The sequence below is a fragment of the Paraburkholderia sp. SOS3 genome (assembly GCF_001922345.1).
Taxonomy (GTDB): domain Bacteria; phylum Pseudomonadota; class Gammaproteobacteria; order Burkholderiales; family Burkholderiaceae; genus Paraburkholderia.
This window is the reverse complement of the sequence record NZ_CP018812.1, coordinates 1,627,070-1,644,846: the sequence shown is the minus strand read 5'-3', so window position 1 is coordinate 1,644,846 and position 17,777 is coordinate 1,627,070. Positions and strand designations below refer to the sequence as shown.

The window sequence follows — 17,777 nt, the reverse complement described above, 5'->3', positions numbered from 1 at the left end:
TTTAAGTCACGCATGACGGTAGTCAATTCTTAACGTCGTTCACCTGCATCTGGATATCGACCGGCGGCCAACCTCCGCCAAGCGCCTTGTAAAGCAACACCGTGTCCGACAGAATCTGCTGATGGTTCAACAACAGTTCGAGCTGCGCTTCGAGGTAGGACCGGTCCGTCTCGAACACGTCAAGTTGAGAAATCACGCCCTCTTTCAATTGCGCACTGACCTGGTCCGCGACGATGCGCAGCCGCTCGACCTGCTGCAGCAACTCCACGCGTTGCGCCTTGTGCGCATTCAGATTGACGAGCGCGCTCTCGACTTCCTCGAATGCACCCATCACGGTGCGCCGGTACTCCTGCTCGGCCACCGTGGCCTGCGCTTCGGTCGTCTTCACATGTGCACGCACGCCAGGGTCGAGAATCGGAATGTTGATGCTCGGCATGACGCCGAACGTGAACGATTTCAGCAAATCCGACAAAGCGAGGCTTGCGGTGCCGCCATGCGCGGTGAGACTCACGGTCGGCAGTTGCGCGAGCCGGGCTTCGCCGACGAGGTCGTACGACTCGAGCACGCGCAATTCGGACGCGACGATGTCGGGGCGTCTTGCCAGCAGTTGCGACGGCAAGCCGGCCGGCACCGGCGGCAACTGCACGCGCTGCTGCAAGTGTCCGGCCGGCACCCTGTATTCGCCGGCCGGCACGCCGATCAGCGTGCACAGCGCGTTGTTCGCAAGATCGCGCGAACGGCGCAAGTCGAGCAAGTCCTTCGTCAGACGGTTGATCTCGGCCTGCTCGCGCAGCACCTGCGTCTTCGGTATCAGACCGCTCGCGCTCATGCCCTCGAAGATCGTCAGGATCTGCCGGTTGGCGTCGATCATCTTCTGCTGTTGCTCGATCTGATCGTCGAACTGCAGGATCTGGAAATACGTGGTCGACACGTTCGACACCAGTTCCAGGTATCCCGCGCGCCAATCGGCTTCGCTCGCGCGAAACTCGGCCTTTTGCGCCTGCACGCCTTTTTCGACCTTGCCCCAGATATCGATGTCCCAGTTCACCTGGGTCGCAAGGTTGTATTGCCTTGAAAACGGCACGCCAGTCGTTTTTTCGAAATTCGCGCCGGCGCCGAGATCCATCGTCGGCAACGCGCCGGACTGGGCTTCGGCAATCTGGGCGCCCGCCACATTGATGCGAGCGGCGAGAATCCTGATGTCGAAGTTGCCGTCGATGGACTTCGCAATCAAAGCGTTCAGGTACGGATCCTGAAAGGTTTTCCACCAGTCCGGCTCGATCGTGCCGGACGCGGAAATGGACGTGCTGGTGCGGTCAGTCCACGATGCTTTGGCCGGCGTATCCGGGCGCTTGTAGTCGGGCACGTGTGCATCGATGCAGCCGCCGAGCAACGCACAGGCGAGCAGCGCCTCGATGGCGACGCCGACAACGGTGGTGAAACGCACGACGGTGCAGCGATTGCAGATCCGCCGCGCGATGGGGTTGCGGACTGCCAGATCCGGCAAGCGGCGAACCAATGAACGAGGCGACACGAACACGGTATTCTCCGATCGATCCCGGCGATGCCACAGCAAGGCGCGCGATTCAAGTAAAGCACGTCCCGCGCGGCATCTCTATCGATATCCGCGTGAATCGAGGTGTACTGGAAGGCGTGCGCCAAACGCAGTGCGTCGTGCGGCCCGTATGGAAAGGACGATTCTGCGTATCTGCTTTTTGATGCGCGACCGCTTACGGCGAACGATCGAGCGCGCTTCGTCTCGTCGATGCGCACTGCGATGCGGCCCGCGGAAGGCCCGGTCCAGCCTCCGCGGAGCCGTCAGGCCGCTTAATAGACGTTGACGTTGTTCGTCGCGATCATCGTCGGCGTGATCGTCGTGTTGAAGTTCTTCGCGAACGCGTTGCCGTTGCCGCTCACGTTGTTGACCGATTGCGACTGGTCGATGAGTTGCTGAGCGCTTACGTGCTTGCTGTCGTCGAATTTGAACGACAGGCTCGGGAAGTACGGGTAAGCCATATAGCCGCCACGCACGGCCTTCATCGCCTTGCTGTCGAGTTGCTCGGTAACGTGCAGGTCTTTGATCATCAGCGATTTCATCACGGTTCTCCTAAGAAGGTGGACGCAGAGGTTTGCGTTTTCAGGTTCGAGCATTTCTTGTCTGCTCGCGGCTTACTAACGCATAGGCTGTGCCAGTGATGAGCACGCTGTTGCTTCAAGGCTGCAGTGGCCTGTAAATACAGGGCGTTTTACTCGATGCACCGCCCGAATGGCAGGCTGCACCGCGCCCGTTGCCGTTTCGAATAGATGGGTGTGGACCAACATCGCGCGGCTCGGTGTTGCCTCGCGGGCCACACCTGGCGCACGCGCTGCCTCATTTGGCGATTACCGTGATTTTCTTCGAATAGATCGGCGGATCGGTCGGCACGTGCCTGTCGTCGCCCATCAGCAATTGCAGCGTGTGCTTACCGGGCGGCAACTCGATGGTCGTCTCGGTTTCGCCGGCGCCGAAATGCAGATGCTGACGATCCGATGGAATCTCCTGGTCCATCGGCGGCAGATCGCAATCGATCAGCAGATGGTGATGCCCCGTGTTCGGATATTTGACGCCCTTGGGAGCAACACCCATATAGCGCAGTCCGAACCACACGCGAAACGGCTTGTTCGCCGGCACGACCTGACCGTCGTTCGGATAGCCGATATACACGATCGCATCGCGCGGCGCCGGCGTCGTGCCGCCCGACGCATTGGCTACGAACCCGCACATCAACGCGGCAAACGCCGCAGCAGCAAGGATCTTGTACATGACTGGCGCTCTCCGTCGAGCATCGTTCGCGCGGGCTCCTGAACCTCGGGACGCTCACGCCCCAGGAGACCCTTACTTGACGATGATCGTGATTTTCTTCGAGTACACGGGCGGCACATGCGGCACGTGGTTCTGATCGCCCAGCAGCAGTTGCAGCGTGTGCTTGCCCGGCGGCAATTCGATGCGCGCATCGGTCTCGCCCGCGCCGAAATGCAGATGCTGGCGGTCGGATGGAATTTCCTGGTCGAGCGGCGGCAGATCGGTATCGATCAGCAGATGATGGTGCCCGGTGTTGGGAACATTGACGCCTTTTGGACACACGCCCATGTTGCGCAGCCCCATGCGAACCCAGAGTTTGCCGCCCTGAATGACCGCGCCGTCGTACGGCCAGATGATGTATTCCTGCGCGCCGGGCGGCGACGGCGTCTGCTGTGCGGAGTGCACACTCGACGAACCGAGCGCGATGCATGCCGCCGACGCAATCGACAGCGCGGCCAGCACACGTGTTTTTGTTCTTCGCATGGCGCATTCTCCCGATGGAAGTTCACGGCTTTGCGATTCTGATTCAGCTTAGGACGGAACTTGCCAAAAAGATACGCACCACTCGTTAACGTTCTGACGTTCGCACTGCGTGCTATCTTTTTGATGAAGGCCGGCGAGTTGTCCCATACCCATAAACGGTTCATAGCGGACAGGATTTGAATATGTGGCGAACACTCCTGCTGGTGTGCATGATCGGGCTCGGCAGCGCGCACGCCGCCAGCGACGATGCCGCATTTGCCGAACGCAAAGTCGCGCTGGTGATCGGCAATAGCAACTATCCGGCTAACCCGCTCGCTAACGCCCGGCGCGATGCCGGGGCCGTGAGTGCGGCTTTGCAGTCGCTAGGTTTCGAGGTGGTTAGCGTGGCCGATGCAACGCCGCAGAAAATGAATGAGGCGATTGACGAATTCGCCAGGCGGCTGCAAGCAGGTGGTGTCGGTCTCTTCTACTTCGCCGGACACGGCATTCAAACCGCGCATGCCACTTTGCTGCTTCCCGCGGGCGTCGACGCGCGCAAGCCCGCTGCTCTGGTACGCGATGGCATCGATGTCGCGACGGTATTGCGCGTCATGTCCGTCGCGCGACCGCAGCAGCGCAATGTGGTCGTGCTCGACGCCTGCCTCGTGCAGCCGTTTGCGCGCCCTTCTCCCGTCGATGCCGCTCTGCCGATACTGCCCGCGCGGACATTCGTTGCGTATGCAGCGGCGCCCGGAGCAATGGCGCTGGACGGTGCGCAACACGGCTTGCTGACCGACGCATGGCTGCATCAGATGGAAAAAGCGCCGCCAGTCGCGCGAAGCGGCAACATCGATACGATGTTCGCGATGCTTCGGCATGCGGCAGACGAGGTCGCGTTGCTTACGCAAGGGCAACAAAGGCCGTGGACGTCGTCATCGATGCGTGAAGCGTTGGGCCCTGCAAGCGACGGCGTGCGGAATCTCGATGCGTCGCGACGTCTCGCGCTCGCCACGACCGCATACGAGGCAACCGTGCCGATGCCAGGCCGCGGCATCCTGCCAAAGGACAGCAACGAACAATACGAACTGACGTTCTGGGACTCGATCAAGGACAGCAACTACGCGAGCGACTACGAAGCGTATCTGAAGGCCTATCCAAACGGACGTTTCGCGACACTTGCGCGTGCGCGCATCGAGCGTCTCAAAGCCGCGGCCGGTGCGCAAAAGCCGCAGACGGCGCCGACCTCGCCAGCCCCTCAAGCGGCCACGCCGGCGGCTCCGGCTGCCCCCGCACCGCAACCACAACGCCCCGCCGCTGCATCGCCTGCGCCTGTGCCCGCACCTGCTCGCTCGCCCACCCAACCGGCTGCAAAAACAAGCACCGCCGCAAGCGGTGAAAGCAAGGACTGCGCAACCTGTCCGGTGATGGTCTCGCTGCCCGCCGGTTCGTTCACGATGGGCAGCAACTCCGACGATCCATCCGAAAAGCCGCCGCATCGCGTGACCATCGCGGCGCCGTTCGCAATCGGCAAATACGAAGTGACGGTCGAGCAATGGAATGCATGCGCGGATGCGAGTGCATGCCCGCGCCTCGCAGCCGAGAACAATTCGCTGAAGAACGCTCCGGCACGCGATCTAAGCTGGGACGACGCCCAGCTCTACGTCAAATGGCTCGCCAAAACGACGGGCAAGCCTTACCGCCTGCCGACCGAAGCCGAATGGGAATACGCGGACCGCGCGGGCACGACGTCGAAATACTGGTGGGGCGACCAGATGCGCAAGGGCCACGCGAACTGCAAGGACTGCGGCGATCCATGGCATAAGGAGGGCCCCGAAAGCGTCGGGTCGTTCGCGGCGAATCCTTATGGATTGCACGATATGAACGGCAGCGTATGGGAATGGGTCGGCGACTGTTGGCACAACTCGTACCAGAACGCACCGAACGACGGCCGCGCGTGGGACGCGCCGGGCTGCAACATGCGTGTGATCCGCGGCGGCTCATGGCGCGAAGGTAGCGATTACATGCTCACGTCGACGCGCTTCAAGTACAGCCAGAGCGTGCGTCAATCGCAAGACGGCTTTCGCGTCGCGAAAGACCTGAAATAAGCGCGCTGGCGGCTACTCAGCGCCCACGCGCCCTGCTCGTGATCGGTGCGATGTCCGCGACGATCTTTCCCTGCCCATATTTTTCAGCCATCTGTTTGAGCCTTGTGTCGAGCAGCCTCAGATAATCGGCACGCGCTTCGCTTTCCGGCCGCAAGCTGTCGAAAAGAGGCGCCGGCGTGATCAGAAGCACGACGAGTTCCGTGCCGAACGGCTTCGACACGATCCAGTCGCCGCCCGCGCCGATCGTTGCCTTGTAATGCGGCGGCGCCTGATTGTCCTTGGCGCGCGGGCCCGGCACCATATGCACGACAGTCCCGTCAAGCACGTAGTAATCAACGTTCACGTATGAGTCGTAGCCCGGCGTCGACACATCGACCACCAGCGGGTCGCCTTCGGTAAGCTGCCCACCCGATGCACGCGTGTGCAACGTCGCGACATGGCCTGCATTCCAGTTGCGAGCCCAATAAGGCGCGTATGCGTCGAGCACTTCGCATTTGTCTGCGCCAAGCGGCCGCACGTCGAGGTTCAACGCGTCGACGCCCGGCACGGTGCCGACCGTGGTCTTCAGCGTGTCGATGCCGTCGGGTTGCGCGACGAAGCCGCGCAGTTGCACCGCGCGACCGCTGATCGATGCGGCGAGCGCGGAGCACGGCAGCTTTGCGAGCAAGGGCGAAACCACCGCGAGCGTCGGCGGTGGCGCGGGCGTGATGTTCGCCGTTCGCGCCGGTGTTTCGCCTTCATCTGGCGTTTGCGCTTGCGTTCGTGCCGCCGCTTGCGATGCGCCGATCGAGCCCGTCTGAACCGGCGCCTCCGGGGTACCCGCGGCCGTCGTTTCCGAAGCCGACGACAGTTGCTGCCCGGAATCCTGTTCGGTCGGCGGCGCGCGATAGCGATAAACACCGACGCCCGCCGCAATCAGCGCAAGAAGCGTCGCTATACCGGCCTTCATCGGCCAGCCGGACAATGCGCCGGACGCACCGTTCGCCTTTTCCAACGCGCCTGGCAGCGGCCTCGCCTTGACGTTCCCCGCGCGCGCCTCGTCGCTGCAAAACGCTTCGACAAAGCGCGCGACCGTTGGCATGCGCGTTGCCCGATCGAACGAAAGCGCCGCGCGCAAGGCGCGCCATTGCCGCGTGCCCAGTTGCTCGGGACGCTGCGGCTGCCGATGCGCGGCGCGCGCCTGGGTCGCGGACAGGCGATCGAACGGATGACGGCCCGTGAGCAATTCATACGTGATGCAGCCGAGCGCATAGATATCGTCGCGCGGATCGGGCTCCAGATGCTCGAGCATTTCCGGGCTGGCGTACGCGGGCGTCAACGCGCCGAGGCTGCCGGGGTCGAACACGGTAGCGTCGCTTTCTTCCTCGCTTCGCTGAAACACGCGCGCGATGCCGAAGTCGATCACCTTCACTTCGCCGTGTTCGGTCAAAAACACGTTTGCGGGCTTGAAATCGCAATGCACGAAGCCGCGCTCGTGCGCATAGGCAAGCGCGGCCGACATACCGCGCACGATCGGCAAGGCCGCGCCCACAGGCATGCCGTTGAAATCGGGCGTACGCAATATCTGGCTGAGCGGTTTGCCCGACAGGTACTCCATCGTCAGATAGACGATTGCGCCATCGCGATCGAAGTCGTAGACGGTGACGATGTTCCGGTGCGCGAGCACCTGCGCTTTGCGCGCTTCACGCTGCAGTGCGATCAGCGACTTCGGGTTGCCGCGAAACTGCAGATTGAGCACCTTGATCGCGACGTACGGCTTGCGGTCCGAGGCTTCGAGCTTCCGCAGGTCGAGCGCTCTGTAAACGGTGCCCATGCCGCCGATGCCGAGGCACTCTTCAAGCACGAAACGGTTGTTGAGCGTGTCGCCCGTGCCTTTGACTTCACCGGACGGAGCGCCACGCGCGAGCGTCGCGCCGATCGTTCCCGACGGCGACGAAGACGGCGGTGGCACCGGCTGCACGGGCGACACGCCCGCCGCCGCGCCGCCGCGCGTATCGCCATGGCCCGCTGCGGTTTGCACACGCGTTTCCTCGCCGCCGGCCGCCGCGAGATTCGATACCGGCAACTGCACGATTCTGCGGTGGACCTCCGCATAGAGATCCGCCGGCAACGGCATCCGTGCGTGCGCTTCGCGAAGGACGTCGAAAAGCCGCGCGGGACCCAAGCCGTCGATCGTCAACGTGCTGTCGAGCTCAGCGACGAACGCATCGTGCGTAAGCGCGCCGCTCTGGTAATCCCGGATCAGATGCGCAAGGTTGGCCATGGGTGCGAAGCAATGCAGCGCTCGGTGGAATGGAACGGATCCTTTCGTAATCAATTACATGCGCTCATTCGATAGTAGCCCGCACGATTCTCTTTCGCAAAGGGAAATGGCCGCGTATGCGGCTAAGCCATGTGTTGCGAATCGGCCAACAGCTTCGGGCATTCAGTTGGCCTTAACCCGTCATCGGCATGCTTCGAGCGCCTGCGCCGGCGCGCAGCGCATCGTGTCCTGGCAGGCGCCGGTTCTGTGCGCGCAGACGCAAGCCCTTATCCATCAACGGACAGTTCGCTTTTGCAGCGCATTTGCAGCGCTCGTCGCATCGCCTGGCACAGCCTGTGCGTTAGTGACGCCCGAGCAGACAAGATGCTCAAACGAACCGCAAGACCCCTCTATTCATTGTTAGGAGAACCTTCATGAAATCGCTGACCATCAAAGACCTCGCCATGGCCGAACAACTCGACAGCAAGGCAATGCAAGCTGTGCGCGGCGGCTATATTGCCTTTCCACACTATCCGGACCTGTCGCTCAAGTTCGATAACAGCAAGACGGTCAATGCGCAGCAACTTGTAAACCAGTCGCAGGACGTAAGCAACATCAGCAACAACGGCAACGCGTTCGCCAAGAAATTCGACACGACGATCACGCCCACGATGACGGGCACGAACAACGTCAACGTCTACTGATTGCGGATCATGCACGGGGGACCGGGAGCGCGCGGGCCGCGGCGCTCCCGGTAGCCGCAGTCCGGCCTGTTTGCTGCTGTCGCTGTTTTTGCGCGCTTGTTTGTCTGCTTGTTTGTCCGTTTCCTGCTTTCCGATCTCCGTGGAGAAATATCATGTCGTCCATCATCATTCGCGATCTGTCCGGTATCCGGACGCTCGAGCACGGCGAGATGTCCGCCGTCTCCGGCGGCGCGCCCGGCAACTCGTGGCTCGCCGGCCTTGGCCCAGTGGCCAATGTCAACATCGGCGTCAACCAGAACATCACGCAGATGCAGTTCGTCAACGTCGAAGCACTGAACAACATCGGTGTGATCGGCGCTGGCTTCGTGCCGCCGAATCTGAACGTCAGCCCCAAGCTTTGGGCCAGCACGAATGCCGCCGTGTGATCTCGCGCTGCAGCGGAGGAACGGGGACCTCCGCACCGTGCGCTAGCGCGCGCTCCAGGATACCGGAAGCGCGCGCCTTTTCCTATACTGTTTGCTTGTGATCAAGCCTCGGGAACAGCCATGGCCAAACTCGTTATCAAAGACCTTTCCGCGAGTGTCGAACTCGACCGCCAGGCGATGACCGCAATCGTCGGCGGTGCGCGCGTCGGCACGCGCTTTTTCGGCGCTACCGGCGACACCCAGCCCGCCGCTTCCCGCGCGATTGCGCGCGTCGTCGATTTTCCGCTCGGCTTTTCGTCCACACGGCAAAATACCGACGAGCGAATTCCGGCGCAAAGTCTGTTAGGAAAGTGACCGCAGCACTCGCTGCAACGCCGTGCATCAGGCATGTATTCTTGACATATTTGTCGAAGACATCGCGTGCCCGCACGGCCACGCACCCAGCGCTGTTGGACAGGTCGACAGGACACCCTTACCGGAATGGCGCACAATGCAGCGTTCCGATACGAACAACAGCGCGAACAACCACACGAACAACCGCATTGCCGACCCACCTTGCCAATCTTTACCCTGCCTAACGCGTTGAGCGCGGAACTCGAAATCCGCAAAAGCCGCTTTATCGGATACGCGATTCCGGTCGCGGACCGTGACGCCGCAATGGACGAGTTACGCCGCCTGCGTGAAGCGCATCCGGCGGCAACTCACGTGTGCTGGGCCTTGCTAGCGGGTGGCCAGTCGGGCATGTCCGACGACGGCGAGCCATCGGGCACAGCGGGCCGGCCGATTCTCGAAGTGCTGCGCCACCACGATCTCGATGGCGTGCTGGCGGCAGTCGTCCGTTACTATGGCGGTGTCAAACTTGGTGCGGGCGGACTCGTGCGCGCCTATACCGATGCGATTGCAAGCGCCCTGCAGGACGCACCGCGCGTCGAACGGATTGCACTTGCAGCGCTTAAGGTAGAAATCGGCTACGCGGATGAAGCGCGTGTGCGGCGCTGGCTCGAGCAGCAGAACTACACGCTTGAAAACAGCACGTATGAAATGGACGTATGTCTTGCGATTCGCATGCCCGTCACGGCGCTCGATGGTGCGCGCGACGCATTGCGCGACCTCACGCAGGGCCGTGCAGCCTTTCCTTCCGACGCCGGTCAGGAACGCTAATGCCCGCTTCCGGTCGCTAAAGCGAAACGGGCGGCAACGCGACGGCGAAGTTCGCCGCGCGTACCGCCCGACCGATCAAACGATGCCTGGTTCAGCTTAGTGCAAGTGCGCCATTCGCCGCCGCAGGCGCAGCGACCGGCGCGGTATTCGCCGTGACCTTTCGCGCCGTGACCTTTCGCGCCGTGCCTTGCCCGGTTTTGCGCACAGGCGCCTTTCTCGCCATCTTGCCGGTTGTCTTTCTCGCCGTCTTGCCGGCGGCTGTGCGGCCCGATGCAACCTTTTTAGCCGCGCCTTTGCGACCGGCGGTCTTCTTTGCTGCAACTGTTCCGACAGCGGTTTTCCTGGCCGCGGTCTTCTTAGCGGCAGCCGACTTTCTGCCTATGCTCTTCTTAGCCGCGGCCTTTTTCGCCGTTGCCTTTTTAGCCGCAGCCTTCTTCGCCGCCGGCTTTGCAGCAGGTTTGACACTCACGCCGGCAACCGCGCTGCCGCCATCGATCAAGAACCTGCTCCGATCTTTCACGTTCTTGATCCATGCCGGCGGCCGGGCATGCCCGCTCCATGTCGCACCCGTTTTCGGGTCGCGGTACTTGGGCGGCAGCTTGCCTTTCGTCGCGCCCGCGCTCTTCGTCTTGCCGTTTGCAAGACCGAGACGCGCGCGTTCCCGTCTTGCCTTCGCACGCGCTTCGATATCGCGCGTGGTCAGCCCATGCTTGATCATCAGCTCGCGAATCTGGTCAAGCGCGCCTTGCGCCCGCTTTGCGATGATCGCATCGGCCTGCGCTTGCAGTTTCTTCAAGCGCGTCTGGATCTGCTCCAATGTGGCCATACTCCTCTCCTGGTTGAACGACATAAACGGACTATGCCATGGATATAGGTTGAAGTGCTATCTTTTGAACGTAAAGTAAGGTAATAACAACAAATTGAGCCTTAGCAAACGTCGCAAAAAAGCAAATTAAGGCTAATCGAATAATGCGCAAGCAAGACTTCCCGTCTAATTTCTTGCTCACAGCCAACATGCGCCGACACGCCGTTAGCGGTCTTTAACAGAACTGCAGACTAGCGGCTACGCACAAGACACGACAGCAGACCCAACGAAAAAACGCAACAGCGACCTGGCCGTGAACCGGATTTCGGATATTCAACCGATAAGAACCGGAAATTCCCGGCATTGAATCGGAGTCTGTATGGACGATCGTCCAATAAGGTCTATTGATAGGCCATGCGTTCGATGGCATCGGCAGATGCGTTCTTTTGCAATGATCGGGTATTACCCTTCGGCATCGACCGTTTTGCGGGCTCTAACAAATCCTGCGCGCCATGCTTACGTTTTGAATAACCTGCGGGTTTCCGCAGCGCACGTACTTCACGTTTGCGCTGCATGTCGATCGCGTCATTGGCGAGCGCCGCTGCGCGAACCCGTCCATTACCCTTAGACTGTCGACTTCATGCAGCGCGCACGAGGCCGGGAAGCACTGTTTTGTCGCAATCGGTCATCTCCGCACTGACCGTCCCATTCACACACGCGTTGAGCTCGATACATCGGGAGATTCATATGGAGCATGCGTACGTCCAGTTATTGCACCTGCTAGCGGGGCACACTGGATGGACGTTGGCCGTCGTCTTTCTCGCCGCATTTCTCGAAGCCGTCGCCTTCATCGGTACCTTCGTGCCGGGCAGTACCGCGCTGTTCGTGGCCGGCGCGCTGGTCGGCACCGGCACGCTCAATCTCGGCTGGCTGCTCGCCATCGCCGTGGTCGGCGCCATCGCCGGCGACGGCATCAGCTACTGGTTCGGCCATCGCTACCGCGACAGAATCGCTGCAGTCTGGCCGTTTCGCACCCATCCAAGGCTGCTCGAGCGAGGCCATCAGTACTTCGAAAAGCACGGCGCGAAGGCCGTTCTGTTCGCCCGTTTCGTCGGGCCGTTGCGCGCGGTCGTGCCGGTCGTGGCGGGCATGCTGCAGATGCCGCCCAGCCGCTTCTATGCGATGAACGTGCTGTCCGCGGTGCTATGGGCACCCGCGCACATCCTGCCAGGCGTCGTGTTCGGCGCGTCGATCCAACTGGCCGGCGACGTGTCGTTCCGGCTCGTGGCCGCACTTGCCATCGTCGTCGGCGCCGTGTGGCTGATCTTCATCGCCGCACGCTTCATTCTTTCGCATGCGCGCGCCTGGTCGGTCACCTCGCAACGCAGGGTCGTGTTATGGGCGCGCCTGCATCGCAGGCGCGCCGCCGGCCGCTTCGTGCTTCGCATTGTCGATCCGTCGCAGCAGCACAGCGTCGTGCTGGTCGTCGCGATCTCGTTCATCGTCCTGCTCGGCGCGGGCATTTTCTTTGGCGTGCTGGAGGATGTCGTGCGCGGCAACCCCCTCGTGCAGATGGACGCATCGGTCTATCGCTTCATGCGCGCGATCCACTCGCCATGGTTCGCCGATGTGCTCACGCGGTTCACCGCGCTCGGCACGGTGCCGACCCTCACGGCGCTGATCGCAACCGGCGTGCTGTGGATGGTTGCCGAGCGCCGCTGGCGTACCGTCGTCTACTGGATTATCGCGGTCGCGTTTTCGCAGATACTCATCATCGGCATCCAGCTGATCGTGCATCGCGCGCCGCCGTGGAGCGGCAGCGACTACGCGTACGCGTTCCCGAGCAATCACGTCGCGGCGAGCGTGATCGTCTATGGCTTCCTTGGCTTTATCCTCACGCGCCGGGTTGGCATATTCAGCGCGATCGTCGTGACGACGGTCGGGACCGTGATCCTCGTTGCAATTGCATTTGCAGGACTGTACTCGGGGCGCTACGCGTTCTCGGACGCGATCGGCGGTGCGGCGTTCGCGGCGGTCTGGGTGGCGATCGTCGCATTGACCGCGGTCTGGCGCAATCCTCACGCCACGCCGATGCGCCCCTGGATGCCCCTTGTCGTGCTCGCCGTCATTTGCATGAGCGTGGTGCTGCAATACCGCTTCCGCCCCGACTCGCTCGCGCTGCCGCCGATGGTGCCGCGCCCGCCGATTGTCGTGAGCGAAGCGCAATGGACCGATTCCCTGTGGAAGACTTTCCCGTGTTACCGGTCCGATCTGAAGGGTGAGCGCCGCGAGCCGATCACGGTGCAATGGACCGCCGATGCCAGTCAGATCGAAGCGCAACTGGGCAGCCGCGGCTGGGTGCCCGGTACGCGCGTCTCCGCGCACAGCCTCTTTTCGCTGATCTCGCCGAATGTGCCCGCGATGGATCTGCCCGTGCTGCCCAAGCTCAACGACGGGGAACCGTCCTCACTGATCTTCGCGCGCCAGCGCGAGCGCCGCGACGAGCGCGACGTGCTGCGCTTCTGGCGAACCGGTTACGCAGTGCAACGCAAGCCAGGCGCCGCGGCAACGCCGATCTGGCTCGGCTCGCTCGTGCACGAGCGGTTACTGCGTCCGTCGTGGCCATTCAATGTATTGCGCACCGACCGGCAAATCGATCCAATGATTTCCGGGCACGGTCAATCGGACTGGCAGGCGTTCGAAACGTCGCGCGGCATCGGCTGCAAGGGCATGCCGGTCACGTTGATTGCTCATTGAGGGTAGCCGACCCCATGCTGCGCGCGGCGTTCATCCATGCAACAATGCCTGGGACCGGAGCGGCCGCCGCCCGCTCATAGCTCGACGTCTGCTTGAACCCGCGGCGCCATGCAAGGAGACATTCCCGTGATCGAGTTTCCGGCTGCGGCAGTCGCGACATGGGGCAGCGCGCTGGTATTCCTCAATGTGCTGATCGCGCGCCTCGGCGTACCGATTCCCGCGGTGCCGCTGCTGCTGTTCGCCGGCGTCGCAATCGTCGACCATCGGCTATCGTTCTGGCATGTGCTCGCGGCCGCGGTGCTCGGCGCGATGATCGGCGACGGCGTCTGGTTCACGGCGGGACGCGTACTCGGTCGCCGGCTCATCCACGGTCTCGCGCGTTTATCGGTTACCGTCGAAAAGCGTGTTCGAAAGGCACGCGCTCTGTTCGTCCGCTTCGGACCCGGCATCGTCGCGGCATCGAAGTTCGTGCCGGGCCTCGCGATCATCACGCCGCCGCTGATGGGCACCACCCGCGTGCGCCCGCTGATCTTTTTCGCATGGGATGCGCTCGGCGTCACCGCGTGGGCTACCTTCTGGCTGCTCGGCGGCGCGCTTTTCGAACGGCATTTGCGCATGTTCATCGTCGAAGTGCGCAGGCACGGCTGGACCGCGATCGACGTGCTCGTCGTGCTCGCGCTGCTCTATCTGCTGTATCGGCTCGTTCTGCGCTGGCGTCTCCAGCCGCCGCTCGCGCTCGCGCAGGTCTCGCCGGAACACGTCGAAGCGATGCTGCGCCCGGCCCTGCCGCCTGTCATTCTCGATGCGCGTCCCGAACCGGTACGGCAACATGAGCCCTATCGGCTGCCGCGCGTGAGGGCAGTCGAAGCGAATTCGCTCGGGGAAGTGGACGAAGTCGAACGCAATACGGTTGTGTATTGCGTGTGCCCCGACCACGAGACGGCGCGCACGTTATCGCGGCAGATGCGCGACAAGGGCTTCAAGCGCGTGCGCGCGGTAAAGGGCGGACTCGATGCGTGGGAGCGGCGCGGCTATGCGGTCGAGCCGGTACCGCCCGAGCGCGGGCGGCGTCGCGAGGCGCCCGATGACGTGTCGTTCGAAGACGGACCGACGTGTCAGATTACGCTGCGCGGCATCGCCTAGCCTTGCAACGTCAGCGCTTTAAAGCTGGAGCCGGCATCACGGCCTGGCGCCGGCCCTGGTATGGACGAAGCCCACAGCCGAAGCGGGCGCCGCCGCACCGGTAACGACGATACGGTCGCGCCCTTGCGCTTTCGCCTGATAGAGACTGCGGTCCGCTTCGAGCAGCCACGTGTGATAGTCGGGCATGTCGGGCGTCAACTGCGCAATGCCGGCGCTGATCGTGCACGGACATGATGCATCGGGCTCGCGTGCCTGCTCGCGCACGCGCAGCAGCAAGTCCCTTGCGATCGACTGGGTCTCGCGCAAGGTGGCGCCGGGCAGCACCACGCCGAATTCCTCGCCGCCGTAGCGGCCGATGCTGTCGCCCGCGCGGAAATGGCTGCGCAGCACGGCCGCGAACGCGACGAGCACCGCGTCGCCGGCCGGGTGGCCCCGCGTATCGTTGACGTTCTTGAAATGATCGAGATCGATCAGCAACAGGCACGATGCGTAGCCGTTCGCGCGGCAGCGCTCGAACTCGAGCGCGAGTTGACCTTCCCAATGCCGACGGTTCCAGAGCCGGGTAAGGCCGTCGGTACGGCTCAGATGCTCGAACTCGCGCGTGCGCGCGGCAAGCTTCTGCGACATCCGGTACATCGCCCAGCCGAGCGAGAGCGGGTAGACGATCAGCAACGGCAAACTGGCGACGATGGTCGCCATGGTCGACATCGGCGTAAATGCGAGACCGAGCACGGCCACACCGATCACCACGCCGGCCGCGTGCGCAACGAGGCCGCGCGCAAAGAAACGCAGACCGCCGGCGGCGATATTGTCCATGCTGAGCATGACGAGAATCACGACGCTCGGCAGCACATTGAATTGCATTGCAACAATCCAGAAGCCGCCGAAAACCGAGTCGATCATCAGGTTGAGCCGCTCGCCGCGATACGGGACAACACACGCAAGCGCCGCGCGGCGCGCGACATGCGGCCAGATAATGCCGTGAAATACAGCAAGGCTCCATATTGCAAAGCCGCGCTGCTGACCGAGAAGTACCGAACCGACGCAAACAAATCCGAGGCCGAGCCCGATAATGCGCAATCGATAAGTGCGTTCGACAAACCGTGTGCCCTTGCCGGCCATGGCGTCCGCTGCCTGATCCGCCGCCTTGCCCGTCGCTCGAACCGTTTCTGACGCCATCTGGCACCTGCGCAAAGAACAGCGGATTCAATGAACCATCAATAAATGCACACACGGCATGCAGCACCACAAAGCCGGAAAACATAACGCGCTTAATACGGTAAAAATTCTACCAGTTTATTGATCCGGCGCTGCACGATGCGAAGGTTTTTCCACTCCCGGTTTATTGGCGCCACAGTCCGTAAATCGCAATAACCCGAACCCCGGCCGATGCCTGACTTAAGCCGCGCTTTAAAGCGTTCAATCATCAGATTTTTACGCGGTAAATCAGCCATTCGTCTGTCATCCTGCCGACACACTTGCCACTCAGCATCGATGGTTCACGCGACCACCCTGGGAGGCGCACGCCATGCCGGAACTCTCCGTCCCGCAAGCGGGTTCAGCAACCGGAAAAGGCCGCAGTGCGAGCCTCATCGTCTTTTTCATCGTCGCGATCGCGGGCGCGGTTTATTGCGGGACTCACCTGATCGACGATCTACAGGCCGTCCGGCAATCTTCGTTCCTGCCTTATCTGCTGCTTGGCATCGCACTGCTCATCGCGCTCGGCTTCGAGTTCGTCAATGGTTTTCACGACACCGCGAATGCGGTGGCGACCGTTATCTATACGCATTCGCTGTCGCCCAATATCGCGGTGGTCTGGTCTGGCGCATGGAACTTCCTCGGTGTCCTGACTTCCACCGGAGCCGTCGCGTTCGGCATCCTGCAGTTGCTGCCGGTCGAGCTGATCCTGCAGGTCGGCAGCAGCGCCGGCTTCGCAATGGTGTTCGCGCTGCTGATCGCCGCGATCATCTGGAATCTCGGCACGTGGTATCTGGGCTTGCCCTCGTCGAGTTCACACACGCTCGTCGGCTCGATCATCGGCGTGGGCCTGATGAATCAGTTGTTGCATGGCGCATCGGGCACGAGCGGCGTCGACTGGAACCAGGCGCTTGGCGTCGGCAAGTCGCTGCTGTTTTCGCCGGTCGTGGGTTTCCTGCTGTCGGGCTTGCTGCTGCTCGTGTTGAAGGCGATCGTCCACGTACCGGCGCTATATCAGGAACCGGCCGGCAACGAGCCCCCGCCGTTCTGGATCCGTTCGCTGCTGATTCTCACGTGCACCGGCGTGTCGTTCGCGCACGGCTCGAACGACGGTCAGAAAGGCATGGGCCTCATCATGCTGATTCTGATCGGCACCGTGCCGACCGCGTATGCGCTGAACAAGGCGGTCACGCCCGCGCAAACGCAAACCTTTCTTGCGGTGGCGCAGCAGGCAGCCACTGCGTTGGGCAACTACACGAACGGCGCACCGCCCTCGGTTGCACCGCGCGGCGACGTCGAGCACTACGTGCAGACGCACCGGATGCAGGCCACCACGCTGCCGGCGTTGCAGCAACTGGCCGGGCGCATCGGCCAGCAGGTCGGCCAATCGGGCTCGCTGTCCGCCGTGCCGCAGGACAAGGTCAACAACGTGCGTAACGACATGTATATCGCGTCCGAAGCAATCCGCCTGATGGAAAAGGCGAAGTCGCCCGCTTTCTCGGAAAACGACGCGAAGGCGATCGACAACTTCAAGAAGCAGATCGACGGCGCGACGAAGTTCATTCCGACGTGGGTGAAAGTTGCCGTGGCGATCGCGCTGGGGATGGGCACGATGGTCGGCTGGAAGCGCATCGTTGTCACAGTCGGCGAAAAGATCGGCAAGCAGCACCTCACTTATGGGCAAGGCGCGTCGGCCGAAGTCATTGCGATGCTGACGATCGGCGCCGCCGACGCATACGGCCTGCCGGTGTCGACGACGCACGTGCTGTCGTCCGGCGTAGCCGGCACGATGGCCGCAAACGGCTCGGGCCTGCAGTGGGGCACCGTGCGCAGCCTGGTCCTCGCATGGGTGCTGACGCTGCCTGCGTCCATTGCGCTGGCAGCGGGCCTCTACTGGCTATTCCGCGACCTGTTCTGATACCCATACGCGGCGG

General features: G+C 62.4%; 17 protein-coding genes. 8 read left to right on the top strand and 9 right to left on the bottom strand.

The features are described from left to right. Positions 1-22: 22 nt before the first annotated feature. The 4 genes from BTO02_RS27365 to BTO02_RS27345 all read right to left on the bottom strand — a co-directional run bounded on the left by BTO02_RS27365 (position 23) and on the right by BTO02_RS27345 (position 3,325). On the bottom strand, positions 23-1,447 hold the full coding sequence (locus tag BTO02_RS27365) for an efflux transporter outer membrane subunit (protein WP_075161436.1): 1,425 nt from the start codon (positions 1,445-1,447) through the stop codon (positions 23-25). A 380-nt stretch (positions 1,448-1,827) separates the two neighbouring features. Continuing rightward, positions 1,828-2,097: a hypothetical protein gene (locus BTO02_RS27355; RefSeq protein WP_075160246.1), complete on the bottom strand. Its 270-nt coding sequence runs from the start codon at positions 2,095-2,097 to the stop codon at positions 1,828-1,830. 274 nt (positions 2,098-2,371) lie between these two features. Then, positions 2,372-2,803, bottom strand: a complete 432-nt coding sequence (locus tag BTO02_RS27350; protein WP_075160245.1) for a DUF4399 domain-containing protein — start codon at positions 2,801-2,803, stop codon at positions 2,372-2,374. Between the two features lie 72 nt (positions 2,804-2,875). After that, positions 2,876-3,325 carry a DUF4399 domain-containing protein gene (locus tag BTO02_RS27345; protein ID WP_075160244.1) on the bottom strand — a complete coding sequence of 150 codons (450 nt, stop codon included), beginning with the start codon at positions 3,323-3,325 and terminating at the stop codon, positions 2,876-2,878. A gap of 182 nt (positions 3,326-3,507) precedes the next feature. Between BTO02_RS27345 and BTO02_RS27340 the strand changes: the two genes are divergently transcribed. Next, a complete protein-coding gene (locus BTO02_RS27340; RefSeq protein ID WP_075160243.1) occupies positions 3,508-5,409 on the top strand; it encodes an SUMF1/EgtB/PvdO family nonheme iron enzyme in 1,902 nt (633 codons plus the stop codon). A 16-nt stretch (positions 5,410-5,425) separates the two neighbouring features. Here the strand turns inward: BTO02_RS27340 and BTO02_RS27335 are convergent, their stop codons facing one another. Beyond that, the gene (locus tag BTO02_RS27335; RefSeq protein ID WP_075160242.1) at positions 5,426-7,672 is read right to left on the bottom strand and encodes a serine/threonine protein kinase; all 2,247 of its coding nucleotides are present in this window, start codon (positions 7,670-7,672) and stop codon (positions 5,426-5,428) included. A gap of 413 nt (positions 7,673-8,085) precedes the next feature. On the opposite strand from BTO02_RS27335, the gene BTO02_RS27330 reads away from it, so the two are divergent. From BTO02_RS27330 to BTO02_RS27315, 4 genes are all read left to right on the top strand, one after another. Then, positions 8,086-8,355, top strand: a complete 270-nt coding sequence (locus BTO02_RS27330; protein WP_075160241.1) for a hypothetical protein — start codon at positions 8,086-8,088, stop codon at positions 8,353-8,355. Between the two features lie 152 nt (positions 8,356-8,507). After that, positions 8,508-8,780, top strand: a complete 273-nt coding sequence (locus BTO02_RS27325; RefSeq protein ID WP_075160240.1) for a hypothetical protein — start codon at positions 8,508-8,510, stop codon at positions 8,778-8,780. Between the two features lie 120 nt (positions 8,781-8,900). After that, positions 8,901-9,134 carry a hypothetical protein gene (locus BTO02_RS27320; protein ID WP_075160239.1) on the top strand — a complete coding sequence of 78 codons (234 nt, stop codon included), beginning with the start codon at positions 8,901-8,903 and terminating at the stop codon, positions 9,132-9,134. A gap of 201 nt (positions 9,135-9,335) precedes the next feature. After that, entirely contained in the window at positions 9,336-9,941 is a 606-nt protein-coding gene (locus BTO02_RS27315; protein WP_075160238.1) for an IMPACT family protein, read from the top strand. Between the two features lie 91 nt (positions 9,942-10,032). Here BTO02_RS27315 and BTO02_RS27310 read toward each other — a convergent pair whose 3' ends face one another. After that, positions 10,033-10,767, bottom strand: coding sequence for an H-NS histone family protein (locus BTO02_RS27310; RefSeq protein ID WP_075160237.1), 735 nt, complete (start codon positions 10,765-10,767; stop codon positions 10,033-10,035). A gap of 380 nt (positions 10,768-11,147) precedes the next feature. Continuing rightward, positions 11,148-11,321, bottom strand: coding sequence for a hypothetical protein (locus BTO02_RS34500; protein WP_156884000.1), 174 nt, complete (start codon positions 11,319-11,321; stop codon positions 11,148-11,150). Between the two features lie 172 nt (positions 11,322-11,493). Here BTO02_RS34500 and BTO02_RS27305 point away from each other — a divergent pair, with 172 nt between their 5' ends. Continuing rightward, a complete protein-coding gene (locus tag BTO02_RS27305; RefSeq protein ID WP_075160236.1) occupies positions 11,494-13,503 on the top strand; it encodes a bifunctional DedA family/phosphatase PAP2 family protein in 2,010 nt (669 codons plus the stop codon). A gap of 108 nt (positions 13,504-13,611) precedes the next feature. Next, positions 13,612-14,646 carry a VTT domain-containing protein gene (locus BTO02_RS27300; protein ID WP_075160235.1) on the top strand — a complete coding sequence of 345 codons (1,035 nt, stop codon included), beginning with the start codon at positions 13,612-13,614 and terminating at the stop codon, positions 14,644-14,646. A gap of 36 nt (positions 14,647-14,682) precedes the next feature. Here the strand turns inward: BTO02_RS27300 and BTO02_RS27295 are convergent, their stop codons facing one another. Both BTO02_RS27295 and BTO02_RS34495 read right to left on the bottom strand, forming a co-directional pair. Next, entirely contained in the window at positions 14,683-15,825 is a 1,143-nt protein-coding gene (locus BTO02_RS27295) for a diguanylate cyclase (RefSeq protein ID WP_075160234.1), read from the bottom strand. A 92-nt stretch (positions 15,826-15,917) separates the two neighbouring features. After that, positions 15,918-16,100: a hypothetical protein gene (locus BTO02_RS34495; RefSeq protein WP_156883999.1), complete on the bottom strand. Its 183-nt coding sequence runs from the start codon at positions 16,098-16,100 to the stop codon at positions 15,918-15,920. A 74-nt stretch (positions 16,101-16,174) separates the two neighbouring features. Between BTO02_RS34495 and BTO02_RS27290 the strand changes: the two genes are divergently transcribed. Next, complete coding sequence (locus BTO02_RS27290) at positions 16,175-17,761, top strand: inorganic phosphate transporter (protein ID WP_075160233.1); 1,587 nt, start codon at positions 16,175-16,177, stop codon at positions 17,759-17,761. Positions 17,762-17,777: the final 16 nt, after the last annotated feature.